A 17,715-nucleotide genomic window follows, 5' to 3' on the forward strand; every position below is an offset into this window, starting at 1 on the left:
CCGTCCGGCGGGTTCGTACCGGCTGTGCTTCAGATTTGAAGCACAGCCTCGGGACGAGACACTACATCTGCTTAAAACTTCAAGCAACGGGGTTCACGCGTCCCGCGAGCGCCTCACGAGGAGCAGGAACGCCGCCGCCAGGGCAGATCTTCCCCGGACGCCCCCGAATTCCCGTCCTGGATCGCCCGGGTGATGGTTCCGCAGATCTCCTCCAGCTGTTCCACCTGCTCGGGGCTCAGATGGTCGAAGAGCGCCGCCCGCACCGTCTCGACGTGTCCCGGCGCGGTCCGCTCCAGGAGGGCCATGCCCGCGTCGGTCAGGACGGCCATGTGTCCGCGCCGGTCGGTGGGGCAGCCCTCGCGGCGCACCGTGCCGTCCTTCTCCAGCCGCGTCACCGCGTACGTCAGCCGGCTGCGGGTGATCTTCTGGGCCTCGGCGAGGTCGGTCATCCGCAGCCGCCGGTCCGGAGCCTCGGACAGTCTGGCCAGGATGGAGTAGTAAAGGTGGGGCATCCCCGCCTCCGCCTGCAACCGGCGGTCGATGGTGTCCTCCAGGAGGGAGGTCGCGGAGACGTACGAGCGCCAGGCGCGCTGTTCGGCGGCGGAGAGCCAGCGGGTCGTCATGAGACCAGTCTAGGTATTGTTTAAAACTTGAACCACTGTGCGCGTGCGACCGGAGGATGCGTCCCGATGCCCCGTCCCTACGTCCTGCTGTCCGCCGCCGTCTCCCTCGACGGCTACCTGGACGACACCGGCCCCGAACGGCTGCTGCTCTCGGGCCCGGCCGACTTCGACCGGGTCGACGAGGTGCGGGCGGCCAGCGACGCCATCCTGGTCGGCGCCGGAACGCTGCGCACCGACAACCCGCGGCTCCTGGTGAACTCCGCCGAGCGGCGCGCGGCCCGGGTCGCCGGAGGCCGCCCCGAGTACCCCCTGAAGGTCACCGTCAGCGGCTCCGGCGAGCTCGACCCGGCGGCGCAGTTCTGGCACACGGGCGGCGAGAAGGTCCTCTACACGAGCGACGAGGGCGCGCGGCGGGCGTCGGAACTGCTGGGCGGCATCGTCGGCGTCGACGTCGTCGCGACCGGCCCCCGTCTGGACTGGCGCGTGCTGCTGGAACACCTCCACGACGTACGGGGCGTGCGCCGCCTCATGGTCGAGGGGGGCGGCAAGGTCCACACCCAGCTCATGCGCGAGCAGCTCGCCGACGAACTGCAGCTCGCCGTCGCCCCGCTGTTCGTCGGGCAGCCGGACGCACCGCGGCTGTTCGGACCCGGGGACTACCCGCCGGGCCGGCTGCGGATCGAGGAGACCCGGCCCGTCGGCGACATCGTGCTCATCCGGTACGTCCCCACCGCGCCCGGCACCGGCCCGCACGCCGCCGCCGCGGACCGCCGGTGGCTGGAGCTCGCCTGCGAGCTGGCCGGGCTGTGCCCGCCGTCGCAGACCGCGTTCAGCGTCGGCGCCGTGGTCGTCGCGGCCGACGGGACCGAGCTGGCCAGGGGACACTCCCGCGAGGGAGGCGACCCGGCCGTGCACGCCGAGGAGGCCGCCCTCGCCAAGATCGACCCGGCCGATCCCCGGCTGGCCACCGCCACCGTCTACAGCAGCCTGGAGCCGTGCGCCCACCGCGCCTCCCGGCCCGTGCCCTGCGCCCGGCACATCCTGGACGCCGGGGTGCGGCGGGTCGTCACCGCCTGGCGCGAGCCCGACACCTTCGTCACGGACGCCGACGGGAACGGGCTCCTCGCCGCCGCCGGCGCAGACGTCGTCGTCCTCCCCGAGTACGCGGACCGCGCCCAGGCCCCCAACCGGCATCTGCCGACCCGGTAGGACCGGTGCCCGCGCTCGCCGGAGGGGCGCGGACAAACGGATGTGCTTCGCGTCCCGCGGATGGCGTACACTGGTTTCACCGACGCGGGGTGGAGCAGCTCGGTAGCTCGCTGGGCTCATAACCCAGAGGTCGCAGGTTCAAATCCTGTCCCCGCTACTGAAGACCAAGGGCCGGAACTCGGATTCACGAGTTCCGGCCCTTGGTGTTTTCGTACCCCCGCATCCAGGTGCCCCCGCATGCCCCGGTCGGGCCACCCCGGTCGCCCGCCAGGCGGGAGTGCTTCCCGCGCGGAGCGACGCTGCTCCTGCACACCGACGGACTGTCCGAGGCCCGCGACGAGCGGGGGGAGTTCTTCGACCCCGCCGCCTGGCTGGCCGGACGGGCCTTCCCCTGCCCCGACGCGCTGCTGACCGCGCTGTCCGAAGCGGTCCGCCGGCATACGGGCGGGACACTGGCCGACGACATGGCGCTGCTGGCCGTGCGGCGGCCCTGAAACCCCCCGCGCGGAAGCCGTTCCCCGGTCCGGTCACGAGCGGTGACCGAGTGGTGTCCCTGCGCATAACAACTGACGTACCGTCAGGTAAACCCGTGTAGAAGACACGAGGTCAACTCGCCCGTTTTTCATCGGTCATGACCCCAAAGTCCAGGCCGAAAGCCGTTAACGATCACCGGGAACAGCTTGGAATTCGGTGCCCGGGTCTATTAACGTTCGATAACGCAGCGCGGTCGTCACAACCGTCACAAGAGGCGGCTCCGTGCGCACGCGCCGAATCCCGCAAGGGAACCGGGGACCCATTTTCTGGGGTGAATCGAGCGTAATCCGCCGTGTCACGGTGGCAGTACGCCCGTAGGAGACCTTCCTGCTCCGAACCCGTCAGCTAACCCGGTAGGCGGCAAGGAAGGAAAGGAGTGCGCCCACGTGGCGTCCAACCGGCCCGCTCAGCCAACCTCGTTCGCGCCGAACGAAACGCACACCTTCGGCTACGGCACGGATGAGGGCCCCTGGGAGGAGTGGAATCCCACCGCGGACTCCGTCGCTCCCGTCCGCGGCCGGCATCGCACGGGCAAGCAGCGCGGCGGAGGACTCGCCCGCAGCTCCACGGTTCTCGGCGTCGGCGTCATAGCCGCCGTCGGAGCGGGCGGCATCGCCAGCGCCGCTCCGGGCAAGCCCCCCGTCTCGATCTCGCTGCCCGACCTGTCGACGGTCACCGCGTCGGCCAAGGCACTGATCTCGGACAGCGGCTCCAGCACTCCCAAGGGCTCCACGACCCCGCTCACCACCGCGGGTCTGACGAACTCCGACACCGCCCACGGCGCCACCGACGCCGGCGAGGCGCTGCGCGACCGCATCATGCAGCAGGCCCAGTCGCAGCAGAACCAGGCCGACACCGCCACGCAGCAGGCCGCCCAGACGGCCGCCGCGAAGAAGGCCGTCGCGACCGCCGCCAAGCAGCAGGACGAGGCGGAGGCCAAGGCCGCCGCCGCGAAGGAGAAGGCGGAGGAGGCGGCCAAGGCGAAGGCCGAGCAGGAGCGCCTCGCCGAGCTCGCCAAGAGCTACTCGCTGCCGACCTCCTCGTACACCCTGACCTCGCGCTTCGGCGAGGCCGGCTCGATGTGGTCCTCCGGCTACCACACCGGACTCGACTTCGCGGCGCCCACCGGAACGCTCATCAAGGCGATCCACAGCGGCACCATCACCGAGGCCGGCTGGGCGGGCGCCTACGGCTACCGCACGATCCTCACCCTCGACGACGGTACGGAACTCTGGTTCTGCCACCAGTCCTCGATCAGCGTCACCGTCGGCCAGAAGGTCGCCACCGGCGACGTCATCGGACGCGTGGGCGCGACGGGCAACGTCACCGGGCCGCACCTGCACCTCGAGGTGCACCCCGGCGGCGCCGCCACCGGCATCGACCCGATGGCCTGGCTCCAGAGCAAGGGCCTCAACCCCTGATCCCCGGCCCCTGATCCCTACGGGCCCCCGGGCCCCGCGCGGATGACGGGCACGCGGACCGCCCCCGGCGCGTGTCCCGTGCACGTCCTGCCTGGTCTCCGGTGGTCCTGACGTCAACCCCCCCGACGTCAGGGCCGCCGGTCAGGCGGATGTCCGACACGACGGCGCTCCCGCCGCGGCCCGGGTCATTGTGGAATACATCCATCCGGCGCGGGTGTTGATCCCCCACATGACTTCCCTTCGCAAGCTCGGATCGTCCGACCTCGAGGTCTTCCCGCTCTCCCTCGGCGGCAACGTCTTCGGCTGGACCGCCGACGAGACCCGCTCCTTCGCCGTGCTGGACGCCTACGCCGCCGCCGGCGGCAACTTCCTCGACACGGCCGACTCCTACTCCAAGTGGGTCGAGGGGAACGAGGGCGGCGAGTCCGAGACCATCATCGGCAACTGGCTCAGGACCCGCGGCAACCGCGACGACATCGTGGTCGCCACCAAGGTCAGCGAGCACCCCGCGCACCAGGGACTGTCCGCCGCCACCATCAAGGCCGCGGCCGACGCCTCGCTGCGCCGCCTGGGCACCGATCACATCGACCTCTACTACACGCACTTCGACAAGCCCGAGGTGCCCGTCGAGGAGATCATCGGCGCCCTCGACGAGCTGGTGAGGGCGGGCAAGGTGCGGCACATCGCCGCCTCCAACATCACTCCGGAGCGGCTGCGGGAGTCCCTGGACTTCTCCGACCGCGAGGGCCTCGCGCGCTATGTCGCCCTCCAGCCGCACTACAACCTGGTCTCGCGCGACACCTACGAGGGCCCGCTGCGCGACCTCGCCTCCCGGGCCGGTCTGGCGGCCGTCCCGTACTTCGCGCTCGCCGCGGGCTTCCTCACCGGCAAGTACCGCCCCGGCGCGACGGTCGACTCGCCCCGGGCGGCCGGCGCGGCCAGGCACCTCGGCACGGAACGCGGACCGCGGGTCCTCGCCGCCCTCGACGAGATCGCCGCGGACCACGGCGTCGCCGTCCCGACCGTCGCCCTCGCCTGGCTGGCGGCACAGCCGACGGTCGCCGCGCCGATCGCCTCCGCCCGCACCGTGGAACAGCTCCCCGCCCTGCTCGGGGTCGCCGACCTGGTCCTGACGGACGAGGAACTGACCCGCCTGGCGGCGGCGTCGGCGTAGACCTCTCCGGGGCGCCGGCACGGCACCGGGCGGACCCCCCGCTGCCCGCGGAGGTCTACGTGCGGTACGTGCGGTACGGGTCGTACGCGGGGTACGGCGCCGGCGCGGACGGCCGCGGCGGAGTGCCGTACGGCCGCGCGGGCGGGGCGACGTATCCGTACCCGTACCCGGGTGCAGGCCAGGGCGCCGGCGCGGGCAGCGGCGCCGTGATCCGGGCCGCGTACGCGAGCGCCGGACGCGCGATCTCCCGGCGGCGCCACAGCTCCTCCAGCAACTCGCGCTCCCGTACGACGAAGTCGGCGCCCGCACGGCCCCGGCGCCCCCGGTGCCGCAGGGCCGCCAGCGTGGTCGCGTAGGCCTCGTACCGGGCCACCGAGCGGGCCGCCTCCTTGCCGAAGTGATGACCGGCGTACTCGCGGGCGAGCTGGCGCGCCCGCATCGAGCCGAGGGCCCAGGGCTCGGCCGCGCCCAGCCAGCCGGCCGCGCAGTACACGGGCAGTTCGGCGCGGACCGTCCGCAGCTCCCGCTGCCGCGTCCACACGGCGAGCCAGGTCAGCAGCCCGAACGCGGGCACCATGAACACCACGTACACGCCGAAGAAGCCGAACCGGTCGAAGCCGGAGGAGCCGTTCCAGAGCGCGTGCATGCCCATCGCGAGCAGCAGTCCGGTGAGCGGCAGCAGCACCCGGCGCACCCGTCGGCGTTCGGCGGACAGGGCCGCGACGCCGAAGCCGATCCCGGTCAGCACCGTGAACAGCGGATGCGCGAAGGGCGACATCACCACCCGGACGAAGAAGGTCGCCGCGGTGACGGAGGCGAGCCCGCTCTCCCCGCTGAGCCGGTCGGTCCCGAAGGCGGTGCCGAGATAGAGGATGTTCTCGGTGAACGCGAAGCCGGTGGCGGTGACCCCGGCGATGACGACCCCGTCGACGATCCCGGTGAAGTCCCGTCTGCGGAAGAGGAAGACGAGCAGCACCGCCGCCGCCTTCGCGGACTCCTCGACGACGGGCGCTATGACGGTCGCCCCGAGCGTGTCGGCGCCGGAGGGGTCCGCGGTCGTCATCGCGATCCAGCGGGTCGCGAAACTGTTCGCGACGATCGCTATGAGGGCGGCCGCGCAGGCACCCCAGGCGAAGGAGAAGAGCAGGTTGCGCCAGGGGCCCGGTTCGACCCGGTCCAGCCACCGGAAGGCGGCGATCAGCAGGGGGACGGGGAACACGGCCAGTCCGAGGCCGACCAGGAAGCCCTCGGTTCCCGTCTGTTCGCGGACGAGCGCGAGGATCACCAGACCCGATATCGCGAGCAGGGTGATCAGCGCGCCGTACCGCACCCAACTGCGCTGCCACCAGCGCGGATGTCTCGGCCCGGGTCCGGTGGGGGCACCGGGCCGGGTGGGGTACGGAAATTGGATGGCCACGGCATTGACCCTAACGAGGGAGGGCGTGGTCCGCGACGGTAGTCCGAGGGTCCGTGGGAGATCCCGGCGGACACCGGCGGGTGTGTGCGGGTCAGACGCCCGGGGTGTGCTGGTCTCGATCCTGTACGCGGCGGAAGAGAAGGTCGTTCACCACATGACCCTTGTCCAGTCCCTGGCCCTCGAAACGGGTCAGCGGCCGGAACGCGGGACGCGGCGCGAAACCGCCCTCCGCCACGGTGTTCTCGAAGGCGGGGTGCGCGCTCAGCACCTCGAGCATCTGCTCCGCGTACGGCTCCCAGTCCGTCGCGCAGTGCACGAGCGCGCCCGGCGCGAGGCGGGTCGCGGCGAGATCCAGGAACTCCGGCTGGATCAGCCGCCGCTTGTGGTGCCGCTTCTTCGGCCACGGGTCGGGGAAGTAGACGCGCAGGCCGTGCAGCGAGGCGGGCGTGAGCATCTCGCGGAGCAGGATGATCGCGTCGCCGTTGGCGACCCGGACGTTGGTCAGGCCGCTGCGCTCGGCGAGGTTCAGCAGATTGCCCTGGCCGGGCGTGTGCACGTCCACGGCGAGGATGCCGGTCGCCGGGTCCTCGGCCGCCATCAGCGCGGTCGCCTCACCCATGCCGAAGCCGATCTCCAGCACCACGGGGAGGTCCGCCCCGAACAGGGCCGCCAGATCGAGCGTGCCCTGTCCGTCGATGTCCAGGCCCCACTTCGGCCACAGCCGCTGCAGCGCGTCCGCCTGCCCGGTCGTCACCCGGCTCCGGCGCGGCTGGAAGCTTCGGATCCGCCGCTCGAAGTGCGAACCGGCGGGATCCGCCTGCGGCCCTTCGGGGAAGCGGGGCTCGCCCTTGGCACGGTGGTGACGCGGCGAGCCGTCCTCGGCGGAGGCGGGCCGGGTCTCTTCGGTGGAGTCGAGGAAATCAGACACAGTGGGGTCGATTTTACGGGCGGGGACGGGACGTGCGGCGTCCCGTCCCGATGGGCGGGGGCAGCCGGCGGGGTCGGTGGGCCGTGCCCCGGGCTCGACGGGCCCGCTCGGGGTCGGCGGGGGCACCGCCGCCGGGTGCGGGTGCGGCGGCTCGGGTCGCCGCCGGGGGTCGGCGGGCCCGCTCGGGTTGGCGCCGGGGGTCGGCGGGCCCGCTCGGGTTGGCGCCGGGTGCGGGGCGGTCGGCATGGGTTGCTGCCGGGTGCGGGTGCGGGTGCGGCGGCTCGGGTCGCCGTCGGGGGTCGGCGGGCCGGCTTGGGGCGCCGACCGGGTGCGGGTGGGGTCGGGTTCAGGTCGACGCCGGGGGCGGATGGGGTCGGGTTCAGTTGCGGGCGGGGTGGACGGGTCAGGTCGCCGACAGGGACGCCAGGGCCCGGCGGGCCACCTCGCGGCCGATCGGGAGGGAGGCGGTGGCCGCGGGCGACGGGGCGTTCAGGACGTGCACGGTCCTCGGGCCCTCCTTGATCAGGAAGTCGTCCACCAGGGTGCCGTCCCGCAGGACCGCCTGGGCGCGGACCCCGGCGGCGGCGGGAACCAGGTCCTGAGACGTCACCGCGGGCAGCAGCCGCCGCACCGCCTCCGTGAACGCCGCCTTCGACACCGACCGGCGCAGCTCCCCTGCTCCGTAGCGCCAGTGCCGCCGCGCTATGTGCCAGGAACCCGGCCACGCCAGGGTCCCGCCCAGTTCACGCGGCCGGACGACCCCCCAGTCGTACCCCTCGCGGGCGAGCGCGGGCACCGCGTTGGGGCCGATGTGGACGCCGCCGTCGATGCCCCGGGTGAGATGGACGCCGAGGAACGGGAACGCCGGGTCGGGGACCGGATACACCAGGCCCCGCACCAGCTCGGGACGCGCCAGCGTGTAGTACTCGCCGCGGAAGGGGACGATCCGCATGCCGGGGTCGTCGCCCGTCAGACGGGCGATCTGGTCGCAGTGCAGCCCTGAGCAGTTGACGAGGACCCGGCTGCGGACGACCGTCCCGTCGGCCGTGCGCACGGCGACGCCCCGGTGCGCGCGGCGGTCCGCCCGCACGACCTGTGCCCCGTACCGGATCTCCGCCCCGGAGGCCTCCGCGAGCCGGCGGGCCACCGCCACGTAGTCGCAGATCCCGGTGGAGCCGACGTGGATGGCGGCGAGGCCGCGGACCTCGGGTTCGTACTCGGTGAGCTGGGCGGGGCCCAGTTCCTTGACCGGGATGCCGTTCTCCCGGCCGCGCTGCACCAGGCCGTGCAGCCGGGGGAGCTCCGCCTTGTCCGTGGCGACGATCAGCTTGCCGGTGACGGCGTGCGCGATGTCGTACTCCGCGCAGAACTTGACCATCTCCGCGGCGCCCTGGACCGCGAACCGCGCCTTCAGGGATCCGGGACGGTAGTAGATCCCGCTGTGGATCACCCCGCTGTTGCGCCCGGTCTGGTGCCGGGCGGGACCCGGCTCCTTCTCCAGCACGGTCACCCGCGTGCCCGGCGCCGCCCGCGTGATGGCATACGCCGTCGACAGGCCGACGATCCCACCGCCGATCACCAGCACATCGCAGTCGTACGCGCTCCGCACCCGCACCACCTCCCGGCCTCGATAGTGCACTGCGCCACTGACAACGCCCTCAAACCCGAGCACCGTGCCCCGTGATTCTTTCGCGTCGCGGGGGCGCGGCGCGCCTGTCTCCGCCCGATTCGCCGGGCGCCTCGTCTTCGTCGCCGGGCGTTCCCGAGCGAGCCTCAGGCCGTTTCCGTCCGGGCCGCCGGTCGTTCCCGTGCGGGGCACCGACTGTCCCGGCGGGACCGCGGGCTGTTCCGTCCGTACCGTCGGCTGTTCCGTTCCGGCCGGAGCGGCCCGCGGCTAGGCGGGAGCCATCAGCAGCGGGCGGGCCCGCTCGCGCAGCTCCACCACGCGCGGCTCGTCGCCGTACGGCTCCAGCCGGTGCAGCAGGTCCTTCACGTACTCGGTGGTGCGCGCCGAGGAGATGCGCCCCGCGACCTCCACCGCCCGCACGCCCTGCTCGCACGCCGCGTCCAGGTTGCCGGACTCCAGCTCGGCGACCGCCGACACCACCAGACGCAGCCCGTGCGAGCGCACGAACTCCTCCGTCGGCTTGGACAGCGCCTGTTCGGTGAAACGGCGCACCTGGCGCGGGGCCTTCAGATCGCGATAGCACTCGGCCGCGTCGGCGGCGAAGCGGTCGTACCCGTAGAAGCCGAGCCAGGACGGGTCGTTGTCGCCGTCCCTGGCCCGCTCCAGCCAGCCCTCCGCGGCCTTGAGCGCCGCGCCGGCCGCCTGGGCGTCGCCCGCGCGCGCGTGGGCCCGTGCCTCGACGAGCCGGAAGAAGCTCATCGTGCGGGCCGTGGCGAGACCGCGGTTGCGCTCCAGCGCGGCCTGGGCGAGGTCGACGCCCTCGTCGCCGAAGCCCCGGTACGTCGCCTGGAGGGACATGGAGGCCAGCACATAACCCCCGAGGGGCACGTCGGCCGCCGCGCGCGCCAGCCGCAGCGCCTGGATGTAGTAGCGCTGCGCCGCCTCCTGCTGGCCCGTGTCGAAGGCCATCCAGCCCGCGAGCCGGGTGAGCTCCGCCGACGCGCCGAACAGCGCCCGGCCGACCTCGTCCGAGTAGGAGCCGAGCAGCAGCGGTGCCGCCTCGACCCGCAGACATTCGGGGACCATCGACGAACGCCAGTCGCCGCCCCCGTACTTGGAGTCCCAGCGCCGCGCGTCCTCGGCGGCCTCGCGGAGCTTCTGCACATCGCTGTGGCCGACCTTCAGCGGCGCCCCGGAGCCCTCGCCCGGACTCACCTCGCGCGCCACCGAACTGTCGGCCGGGGTTATCAGCCAGCGGGAGGCGGGGGTCGCGTAGGCGCTCACGGCGAAGGAACCGGCCAGCGACTGCCAGATGCCGCCGCCGGTCCGGCGGCCGGCGAGGTCGAGGCGGTACAGGTCCGTCGCCGACCGCACCGCCTGCCCGACGTCACGGGGGAAGGCGAGGCCCACTTCCGGCGCGGGATCCGCGTCCGCCAGGCCGATCTCGTGGAGCGGCACCGGCCTGCCGAGCTTCTGGCCGATCGCGGCCGCGATGAGGTGCGGCGCGGCGCCCTGCGGCACCATGCCCTTCGACACCCAGCGCGCCACCGACGTCTTGTCGTAGCGAAGAGTCAACCCGCGTTGGGCGCCAAGGTCGTTGACGCGACGCGCGAGTCCTGCGTTGCTGATTCCCGCGAGGGCGAGAACGGCGCCGAGTTTTTCGTTCGGCCCGCGTTGCTCCCTGGACATGCGCCACCCCTCGACACAGACGGCTGCCGCGGTGGCATAACCACGCGGCATTCGTAAACCCAGCGTAGTTCGCCCGATCCCCAGCGTTAAGGGGCGTACGTCCGGTTGGCGGGATTGTGGTCCGTACGACTGTACGGACTGTTGCGGCGTGCTCCTGTTGTGTGGCCGTGCGCCCGTCCGTGCGCTCTTCTCCGGCCATCGCGGGGAGCGCTTCCATGGAACGTGCGTGGGTCGGCCCGCTGTACTGGATCCAGTGGGCTGGGGGACACCGCCGCCTACATCCCCGCGGGCGGCGGACCGGTCCGGGGGGCGAACTCCGCCTCCCGGACTGTGCGTTGCCGAAGTGATGCGCACGGCCTGTACGGAGCGTGGCCGCGCCTGTCCGCCCCTCGCCGATTTGGCCGAAAATCGACGGCCGCCCCTGAGAGCAATCAGGGCTCCCACCATACGAGTTGAGGGCGCGAAGGGCGTCCAGAGGGAGCGTATCGGGGGCGCATTCGCGTCGACCTGCCGGGGGCGGGTGGTGGCGGCCGACCCGGGGTCGGTGGTGGGTCGCCCGCGGCCCGGGGTGGATTTCCCTCCGGTGCGCCGACGGGGGTGCCGGCCTCCTCAACGGGCTCTGCGGAGAGGGTACTTGTCTGTGAAGTGCCCCCTCGCGGTGGCGCGGCGGTCGTGCGGGGGCGCATTTCGGGGAGCGCAAGGCGTCGCAGGAACCCTCTGATGCGCCTCCTTCGTGGCAGCATGGTGCCGAGTTCGTACGGTGCACTGGTTGTCCACAGCCTGTGGAGGCGGCGATGCGATGGTTGGTGGGGTGGAGCAGCACCGTCGCCAGAGCGTCCGCGGTCGGCTCGGCGGGCGCCACGGGCTACGACGGCGAGACCGTGCACCCGGTGGGCTCCCAACTCCTGTGGGGTGACCCCGATCCGCTGTGGGCCGTCGGCGACTGGCGCCCCGACGAGGTGCGCGTGGTGAGGGCCGACGCCGAGAACCGCATCGCCGTCCTCGGCACCTGCGGGGCCTCCGACGACGAACTGCGGGTCGGGCTGTTCGCCGCGCGCGGCGGAGCGCTGCGCCACCTCACCAACTGGTCCGGCAGCTACACCGCCGTCGTCCAGGTCGGCCGCCGGGTCACCGTCAGCGGGGACCTCGCCGGCGCCCGGCCCGTCTTCTACACCCCCTGGGCGGGCGGCACGGCCTACGCCACCGCCGCCCTCCCGCTCGCCGACCTCATCGAGGCCAACCTCGACTTCGGGCACCTGGCCGCGGTGCTCGCCGCCCCCGACGTCCCCGCCGCCGTGCACGACTCCACCCCGTACGAGGGCGTCCGCCGCATCCCGCCGGGCCACACCCTCGTCCTGCGGGCCGGAGCCCGCGAGATCGCCGGGTACGAACCCGTCGCCTCCCTCGCCGTCGCCGCGCCCATCGCCGATCCCGCCCTCGCCGTGGACGCCGTGCGCGACGCCCTCGTGGAGGCCGTCCGCACCCGTCTCTCCGCCCCCCGCCACGTGCCCGGCACCGACGTGGACCCCGGGCCCGTGCCCGGCATGGGCCCCGCCGAGCGGCGTGCCGCGCGCGGCACGCCCGTTCCCGGCATCGGCGCCGACCTCTCCGGAGGGCCCGCCTCCGGGACCCTCGCCCTGCTCGCCGCCGGACTGCCCGGCGCGCCCGGCACCGTCCTCGGCCACGGCACCGGCGCCGGGGAACGGCTCCTCGCCGTCACCTTCAACGACCTCGCCGTGCGCGACCGCGAGGCCGAGCTGGAGCGGGCCGGGACGCTGGCCGCCAACCCCCGGCTCCACCACGTCGTCGTCACCGGCGGCGAGGAGACCCTCCCCTACGCCGACCTGGACGGACCGCTCACCGACGAGCCGGGGCCCTCCCTGGTGACCGCCGCCCGCCACCGCGCGCGGCTCGCCTCCGGCAGCGCGGACCACTTCACCGGATACGGCGCCCGGCAGGTCCTGGACGCCCACCCGGCCCGGCTCGCCGATCTGCTCATGGACCGCAAGCGCCGCCATCTCGTGCGCCCGGTCGCCGCGTTGACGAAGGCCGACGGCTCTGTGATGGTCCCCGCGCGCGTGTACGGAGCCGCGCGCAAGCTCGCCCGTACTCCGTACCGGACCGGGGTCGACGTCCTCGCCGAGCAGCTGCTGCAACGGCGGTTCGAGGAACCCGGAGGCGCGGTGGGCGCCTCGCTCGCGGCGCTCAGCTGGGCGAGACCCGGGCCCGCCGCGCGGTGGCTGACCGGGGAGGCGCTGGCTGAAGTATCGGTTCGCCTGCAAGCGGGCGGGGGGCGGCTCAACGTCGGTCCCGGGCAGCGGCCGGGGGACTTCCGCGCCCGTGCGGCGCTGGCCCGGCACGCGGGCGACGTGCGCGTCCTGGAGCAGGCCGCCGAGATCCGCTTCCAGCGGCTGCACACGCCGTTCCTGGACAACCAGGTCGTGCGGGCCTGCCGTGAACTCCCGGAGGCGCTGCGGGTGCAGCCCGGGGCGCGGGCGGCGATCCTGCGTACGGTCCTGGAGGGGGCCGGGGTGGCGGACCTGCCCTCCGGGTGGGGGGCGCCGACCCACGCGTCCTCCGCTGCGGCGGCGCGGACCGGGGTGCGGGTGGCGGCCGATTCCCTGGTCTCCCTGTTCGACACGCCGCTGCTCGCCCAGGCGGGGCTCGTCGAGGCGCGGGTGGTCCGCAAGGCGCTGCGCTCGGCGGCGGAGGGGGCGCCGTTGCCGCTGGACGGGCTGGCCGATCTGGTGTCGCTGGAGCTGTGGCTGCGGCGGTTGCTGGCGCGGCGCGGGACGTGCTGGACGGGTACGCCGGCCCGTCAGCGGGCCGTACCCGCGGGGATAGTCCCGCAGGGGAGAGCGCTGGGCGCGGCGGCCGGGCAGTCCTGAGCGTCGGCGGTTTCGGTCCGGGTGCGGTCCGGTGGGTGGGTCGGGGCCGTGCCGGTGCATCAGCCCGTCGCCGTTGGACGGAGATGTGGACGTTAGTGGCGACGGGCATCGATGTACCGGCACGGCCGAGTGGCGGGTGCGCTGTGGTTTGGGTTCAGTTCCTCGCTGGGGTGACTTTCAGCCCCTCCGGCGTTTGAGGAGCGGGGGTCCGGGGGCGGAGCCCCTGGTTACGGGTCGGGTAGGGGCGGAGGGGGCGAAAGAAGGGTTGTGTCGGGGGGCCGTCGCCGGGGCGTGGGGCGGCTCGCCGGGGTATCCCGGTGACCTGGGGGCGGCGGGCGGTGAGAATGGGGGCGTGCGGTACAGGATTCTGGGGGTGGCCCAGGCGGAGGACGACCGGGGGACCCTCGTCACGGTGGGCGGCCCCCGGGTACGCGCGCTGCTCACAGCCCTCGCCACCCACCCCTCCCGCCCCCTCCCCCCGGACACCCTCATCGACGAGGTCTGGGCCGACGACCCGCCCCAGGACGCACCCGCGGCCCTCCAGGCCCTGATCGGCCGCCTCCGCCGAGCCCTCGGCAAGGAGGCGGTCACCTCCGAGCCCGGCGGCTACCGGCTCACCGCCACCCGCGACGACATCGACCTCTTCGTGTTCGAGCGCCTCGTCACGGAGGGCAGGACCGCCCTCGACACCGGCGACCCCGGCACGGCCGCCGCCCGGCTGACCGAAGCGCTCGCCCTGTGGCGCGGCCCCGCCCTCGCCGACCTCCCCGACCGCACCGCCGCGACCCGCCCGGAGGCCCTGCGCCTGGAGGCGACCCGCAGCCGCGTCGAGGCGGACCTGCGGCTCGGCCGCGCCCTCGACCTCGTACCGGAGCTCAAGGAGCTGACGGCCGCACACCCCTACGACGAGGCCCTGCACGCCCTGCTCATCCGCGCCCTGCGCGAGTCCGGTCGCGGAGCCGACGCGCTCGCCGCCTACGAGGACGTGCGCCGCGCGCTGATGGAGGGTCTCGGGACCGACCCCGGGCCCGAGTTGAGGGGCCTGCACGCCGCCCTGCTGGACCCGGGGGAGACGCCCCCGAGGGTGAGTCCGCGACCTGAGGACCCCTCGCGTGCCCGGCGCACCGGCAACATCCGCCCCCGGCTGGACTCGTTCGTCGGACGGGAACACGAGGTCGGGGCCATCCGCGCGGATCTGCGCGGGGCACGCCTGGTCACGCTGACCGGACCGGGCGGCTCGGGGAAGACCCGTCTCGCCGAGGAGGCCGCCGCCGGACTCCCGCAGGCCTGGCTCGCCGAACTGGCCCCCCTCGACCGGCCCGAGGCCGTCCCGGGCGCGGTCCTCAGCGCCCTCGGCCTGCGCGAGACCGCGCTGATCACCGGCGAGAAGTCCGCCGCCCAGGACGATCCCGTCGCCCTGCTCGTCGAGTACTGCGCCCCGCGCGACCAGCTCCTGATCCTCGACAACTGCGAGCACGTCATCGACGCGGCGGCCGGACTCGCCGAGACCCTGCTGACCCACTGCCCCGGGCTCACGATCCTCGCCACCAGCCGCGAACCCCTCGGCGTCCCCGGCGAACTGGTGCGCCCCGTCGATCCGCTCCCGCCCGATCCCGCGCGCCGCCTCTTCAAGGAACGGGCCTCCGTGGCCCGCCCCGACGCCCTCCACGACTCCGCCGCCGTGGACGAGATCTGCCGCCGCCTCGACGGCCTGCCCCTGGCCATCGAACTCGCCGCCGCCCGGCTCCGGCTGCTCACCCCCCGCCAGATCGCCGACCGGCTCGACGACCGCTTCCGCCTGCTGACCTCCGGCAGCCGGACTGTGCTGCCGCGCCAGCAGACCCTGCGCGCCGTCGTCGACTGGTCCTGGGACCTGCTCGACGAACGGGAGCGGGCCGTGCTGCGCGAGGCGTCCGTGTTCGCCGGCGGCTGGGACCTGGCCGCCGCCGAGGCCGTGTGCACCGGCCCCGCGGCCGACCTCGTCGGCGCGCTCGTCGACAAGTCCCTCCTCGTCGCCACTCCCGACGGCACCGGCGACGGGATGCGCTACCGCATGCTGGAGACCATCCACGAGTACGCCACCGAACGCGCCGCCGAGGTTCCCGAGCTGCGCGCCGCCGCCGAGCGACGCCACCGGGACTGGGTGCGCGCCCTCACGGAGGAAGCCGAGCCCCGGCTGCGCTCGGCCGGTCAACTCCCCTGGATCCGGAGGCTGGAGACCGAGCACGACAACATCCGGGCCGCCCTGTGGCGCTCCCTCGCCGCCCGGGACGAGGAGGAGGCGGGCGCCCTCGTCCTCGACATGGGCTGGTTCTGGTGGCTGCGCAACTTCCGCCACGAGGGCATCCGCTGGACCGAACTCGTCCTCCGCCTGGGCGCGTTGCTCGACACCCCGGCCACCGAGCTTGCGGGGGACGGCCGTTCCGGGTGCGGCGACGGCGACCGGATCGCCTCCGAACTCGAAGGCGTGGACCCGGTGAGCGCCTTCCTCGACCACCCCGAGCGCGAGGAACAGCACCCGCTGCGCGCCCTGCGGATGCGGCTGCGCATGTTCCACCTGTTCCTGAAGGTGGACGTCGTACCCCTCGGCGAGTGGGGGCACGACCGGCTCCGGGAGTACGTGGAACGCGTGCGGGGCGCCTTCTCGCGGGGCGGTCCGGACGCGGCGCGCATGCCCGGGATCATCTGGCCGATGGCCGCGCACTTCCTGGGCGAGCCGGACGACGTGGGACCCGCGATGCACGCCATGGTCGACAACTGCCGTGAGTACGGCGGCCCGTGGGAGGTCGGCGTCGCCCTGATGCTCCGTACCCACATGGTCGTCGACGCCCCCGGCGGCATGCCCGGGGTGGACGAGGACCTGGAGGAGCTGCGCGGGCTCAGCCGGAGTGTCGGGGACCGCTGGATGCGGGCCCAGGTGTGCAGCGCGGCCGGTGAGGCGGCCATGGCCCGCAGCCGCTACGACGAGGCGAAGGGCGAGTACGAGGAGGCCCTGCGGCTCGCCTACGAGGTCGGCGCCTACGCGGAGGTCCCCTTCCTCATGGCGCGGCTGGCCGAGATCGCCCACCGCGCGGGCGAGGGGGCCCTGGCGCTCGCGACCCTCGACGAGGCGAGTGCCGCCGCCGACCGGTACGGGGTGACGGACTCCCGGGCGTTCGTCCATCTGCTGCGGGCCCAGGTCGTCCTGGAGGACGGCGGCCAGGTCGCCCTCGCCCGCGAGCTGTGCGAGAAGTCCCGGGCGGAGAGCTTCCGCGGCAGCACCCCTCCGCCGCAGTTCACGGCGGCACTCGACCTGGTCGACGCCCTGGTCACGGCCGCCGAGTCCGGGCCGGCACCGGGCCTGCGGAAGCTCGGTTCCGGGCTGCGGCACGCGATGGACGCCCGCTGCGCCGACGTCGTGGCGGCGGCCTTCGCTGAGCGGGCCGCGCGGCTGTTCGGCGAACTCGGCGCCCACGCGACGGCGGCGCGGCTGACGGCGGCCGGCACCGGCTGGCGCGGCGGGGATCTGCGGTCCGCCCGCGAGAGCGCCGAGGTCCGGCGCACCGAGGCCGCGGCCCTCGCGGCACTCGGCCCGGAACGGTACGCGTCGGAGCGGGCCCGCGGCGCCGACTACGACCAGGAACAGGCCCTCGCCGTCCTGACCGAAGCCCTGGAGCGGGACCCCGTCGGCAGGGGCTCGTCGGAGAGGCGCTAGGCGTTCACCGGCGCGGCGGCCGGCCGGGCCTCACCGGCACAGGAACTTCGCCTCCGCCCAGTCGCCCAGGGACTTCGAGTCGAACGGGCCGAGGGGGTCGACGACGAGCCGGACCGTCCGCCGGCCCGTGAGGTCCACATGGACGGGGACCGCCGGGTCGCCGCCCTCGATCGGCGGTGACCGCCACAGCCGGGTCCCGTCCCCGTAGACGGAGAACCGCAGCGTGCCCAGGCCCAGCGTCAGGTCGTCGACGCCCGCCATCGCGTCGTACGCGCTGCACTCGCGGTTGAGGTCGATGGTCACCGACGACCTGCCGTGCACGGTCACGCCGTTCGTGAACCGGGTCTCGGCGATGCTCAGCCGGTGGCGCTTCCACACCCAGCTGCTCTCGCCGAGCCGCATCTCCGGTCCGGTGTGGTCGCCCAGGACGTCGTAGCCCAGATCGCTCCACCGGTAGACGGAGGGCGCGGGCGGGGCGGGCGGCGGTGTGGGTTCCGGGGCGGGGCTGGGC

Annotated in this window: 11 protein-coding genes, 1 tRNA gene, 1 pseudogene and 1 riboswitch; of the genes and pseudogenes, 7 read left to right on the forward strand and 6 right to left on the reverse strand. The window is 73.9% G+C overall.

Translation table 11 applies throughout. From position 1 onward, the window contains the following. Positions 1 to 113: 113 nt before the first annotated feature. Positions 114 to 623, reverse strand: a complete 510-nt coding sequence (locus IO36_RS02275) for a MarR family winged helix-turn-helix transcriptional regulator (protein WP_037615243.1) — start codon at positions 621 to 623, stop codon at positions 114 to 116. Between the two features lie 66 nt (positions 624 to 689). On the opposite strand from IO36_RS02275, the gene IO36_RS02280 reads away from it, so the two are divergent. The 5 genes and pseudogenes from IO36_RS02280 (at position 690) to IO36_RS02300 (ending at position 4,961) form a co-directional block, all read left to right on the forward strand. Then, positions 690 to 1,832 carry a dihydrofolate reductase family protein gene (locus tag IO36_RS02280; protein WP_037615245.1) on the forward strand — a complete coding sequence of 381 codons (1,143 nt, stop codon included), beginning with the start codon at positions 690 to 692 and terminating at the stop codon, positions 1,830 to 1,832. A gap of 83 nt (positions 1,833 to 1,915) precedes the next feature. Next, a tRNA-Met gene (locus tag IO36_RS02285) sits at positions 1,916 to 1,989 on the forward strand. A 109-nt stretch (positions 1,990 to 2,098) separates the two neighbouring features. Next, positions 2,099 to 2,326 (forward strand): annotated as a pseudogene (locus IO36_RS02290) (SpoIIE family protein phosphatase); the annotation flags it as partial. 261 nt (positions 2,327 to 2,587) lie between these two features. After that, a riboswitch (cyclic di-AMP (ydaO/yuaA leader) is annotated at positions 2,588 to 2,741 on the forward strand. A gap of 11 nt (positions 2,742 to 2,752) precedes the next feature. Beyond that, entirely contained in the window at positions 2,753 to 3,787 is a 1,035-nt protein-coding gene (locus IO36_RS02295; RefSeq protein ID WP_037615249.1) for a M23 family metallopeptidase, read from the forward strand. A gap of 229 nt (positions 3,788 to 4,016) precedes the next feature. Further along, entirely contained in the window at positions 4,017 to 4,961 is a 945-nt protein-coding gene (locus IO36_RS02300; RefSeq protein WP_037615252.1) for an aldo/keto reductase, read from the forward strand. Between the two features lie 55 nt (positions 4,962 to 5,016). Here IO36_RS02300 and IO36_RS02305 read toward each other — a convergent pair whose 3' ends face one another. The 4 genes from IO36_RS02305 to IO36_RS02320 all read right to left on the reverse strand — a co-directional run bounded on the left by IO36_RS02305 (position 5,017) and on the right by IO36_RS02320 (position 10,622). Continuing rightward, positions 5,017 to 6,378 carry a PrsW family intramembrane metalloprotease gene (locus tag IO36_RS02305; protein ID WP_037615254.1) on the reverse strand — a complete coding sequence of 454 codons (1,362 nt, stop codon included), beginning with the start codon at positions 6,376 to 6,378 and terminating at the stop codon, positions 5,017 to 5,019. 91 nt (positions 6,379 to 6,469) lie between these two features. Beyond that, positions 6,470 to 7,306, reverse strand: coding sequence for a tRNA (guanosine(46)-N7)-methyltransferase TrmB (gene trmB, locus IO36_RS02310; RefSeq protein ID WP_037615256.1), 837 nt, complete (start codon positions 7,304 to 7,306; stop codon positions 6,470 to 6,472). A gap of 403 nt (positions 7,307 to 7,709) precedes the next feature. Beyond that, positions 7,710 to 8,945 carry an L-2-hydroxyglutarate oxidase gene (gene lhgO, locus IO36_RS02315; protein WP_245173088.1) on the reverse strand — a complete coding sequence of 412 codons (1,236 nt, stop codon included), beginning with the start codon at positions 8,943 to 8,945 and terminating at the stop codon, positions 7,710 to 7,712. 255 nt (positions 8,946 to 9,200) lie between these two features. Next, complete coding sequence (locus tag IO36_RS02320) at positions 9,201 to 10,622, reverse strand: NsdA family TPR-like regulatory protein (protein WP_037615259.1); 1,422 nt, start codon at positions 10,620 to 10,622, stop codon at positions 9,201 to 9,203. Between the two features lie 794 nt (positions 10,623 to 11,416). On the opposite strand from IO36_RS02320, the gene IO36_RS02325 reads away from it, so the two are divergent. Next, positions 11,417 to 13,510, forward strand: coding sequence for an asparagine synthase-related protein (locus tag IO36_RS02325; protein ID WP_037615260.1), 2,094 nt, complete (start codon positions 11,417 to 11,419; stop codon positions 13,508 to 13,510). A 352-nt stretch (positions 13,511 to 13,862) separates the two neighbouring features. Continuing rightward, entirely contained in the window at positions 13,863 to 17,204 is a 3,342-nt protein-coding gene (locus IO36_RS02330) for an AfsR/SARP family transcriptional regulator (RefSeq protein ID WP_063764812.1), read from the forward strand. Positions 17,205 to 17,234: 30 nt separating this feature from the next. Here the strand turns inward: IO36_RS02330 and IO36_RS02335 are convergent. After that, positions 17,235 to 17,715: NPCBM/NEW2 domain-containing protein (locus IO36_RS02335; protein WP_037615262.1), on the reverse strand; the 481-nt coding region annotated here is incomplete at its 5' end.

Origin of the sequence: Streptomyces aureus (assembly GCF_000725495.1) — a bacterium.
Taxonomy (GTDB): Bacteria; Actinomycetota; Actinomycetes; order Streptomycetales; family Streptomycetaceae; genus Streptomyces; species Streptomyces aureus_B.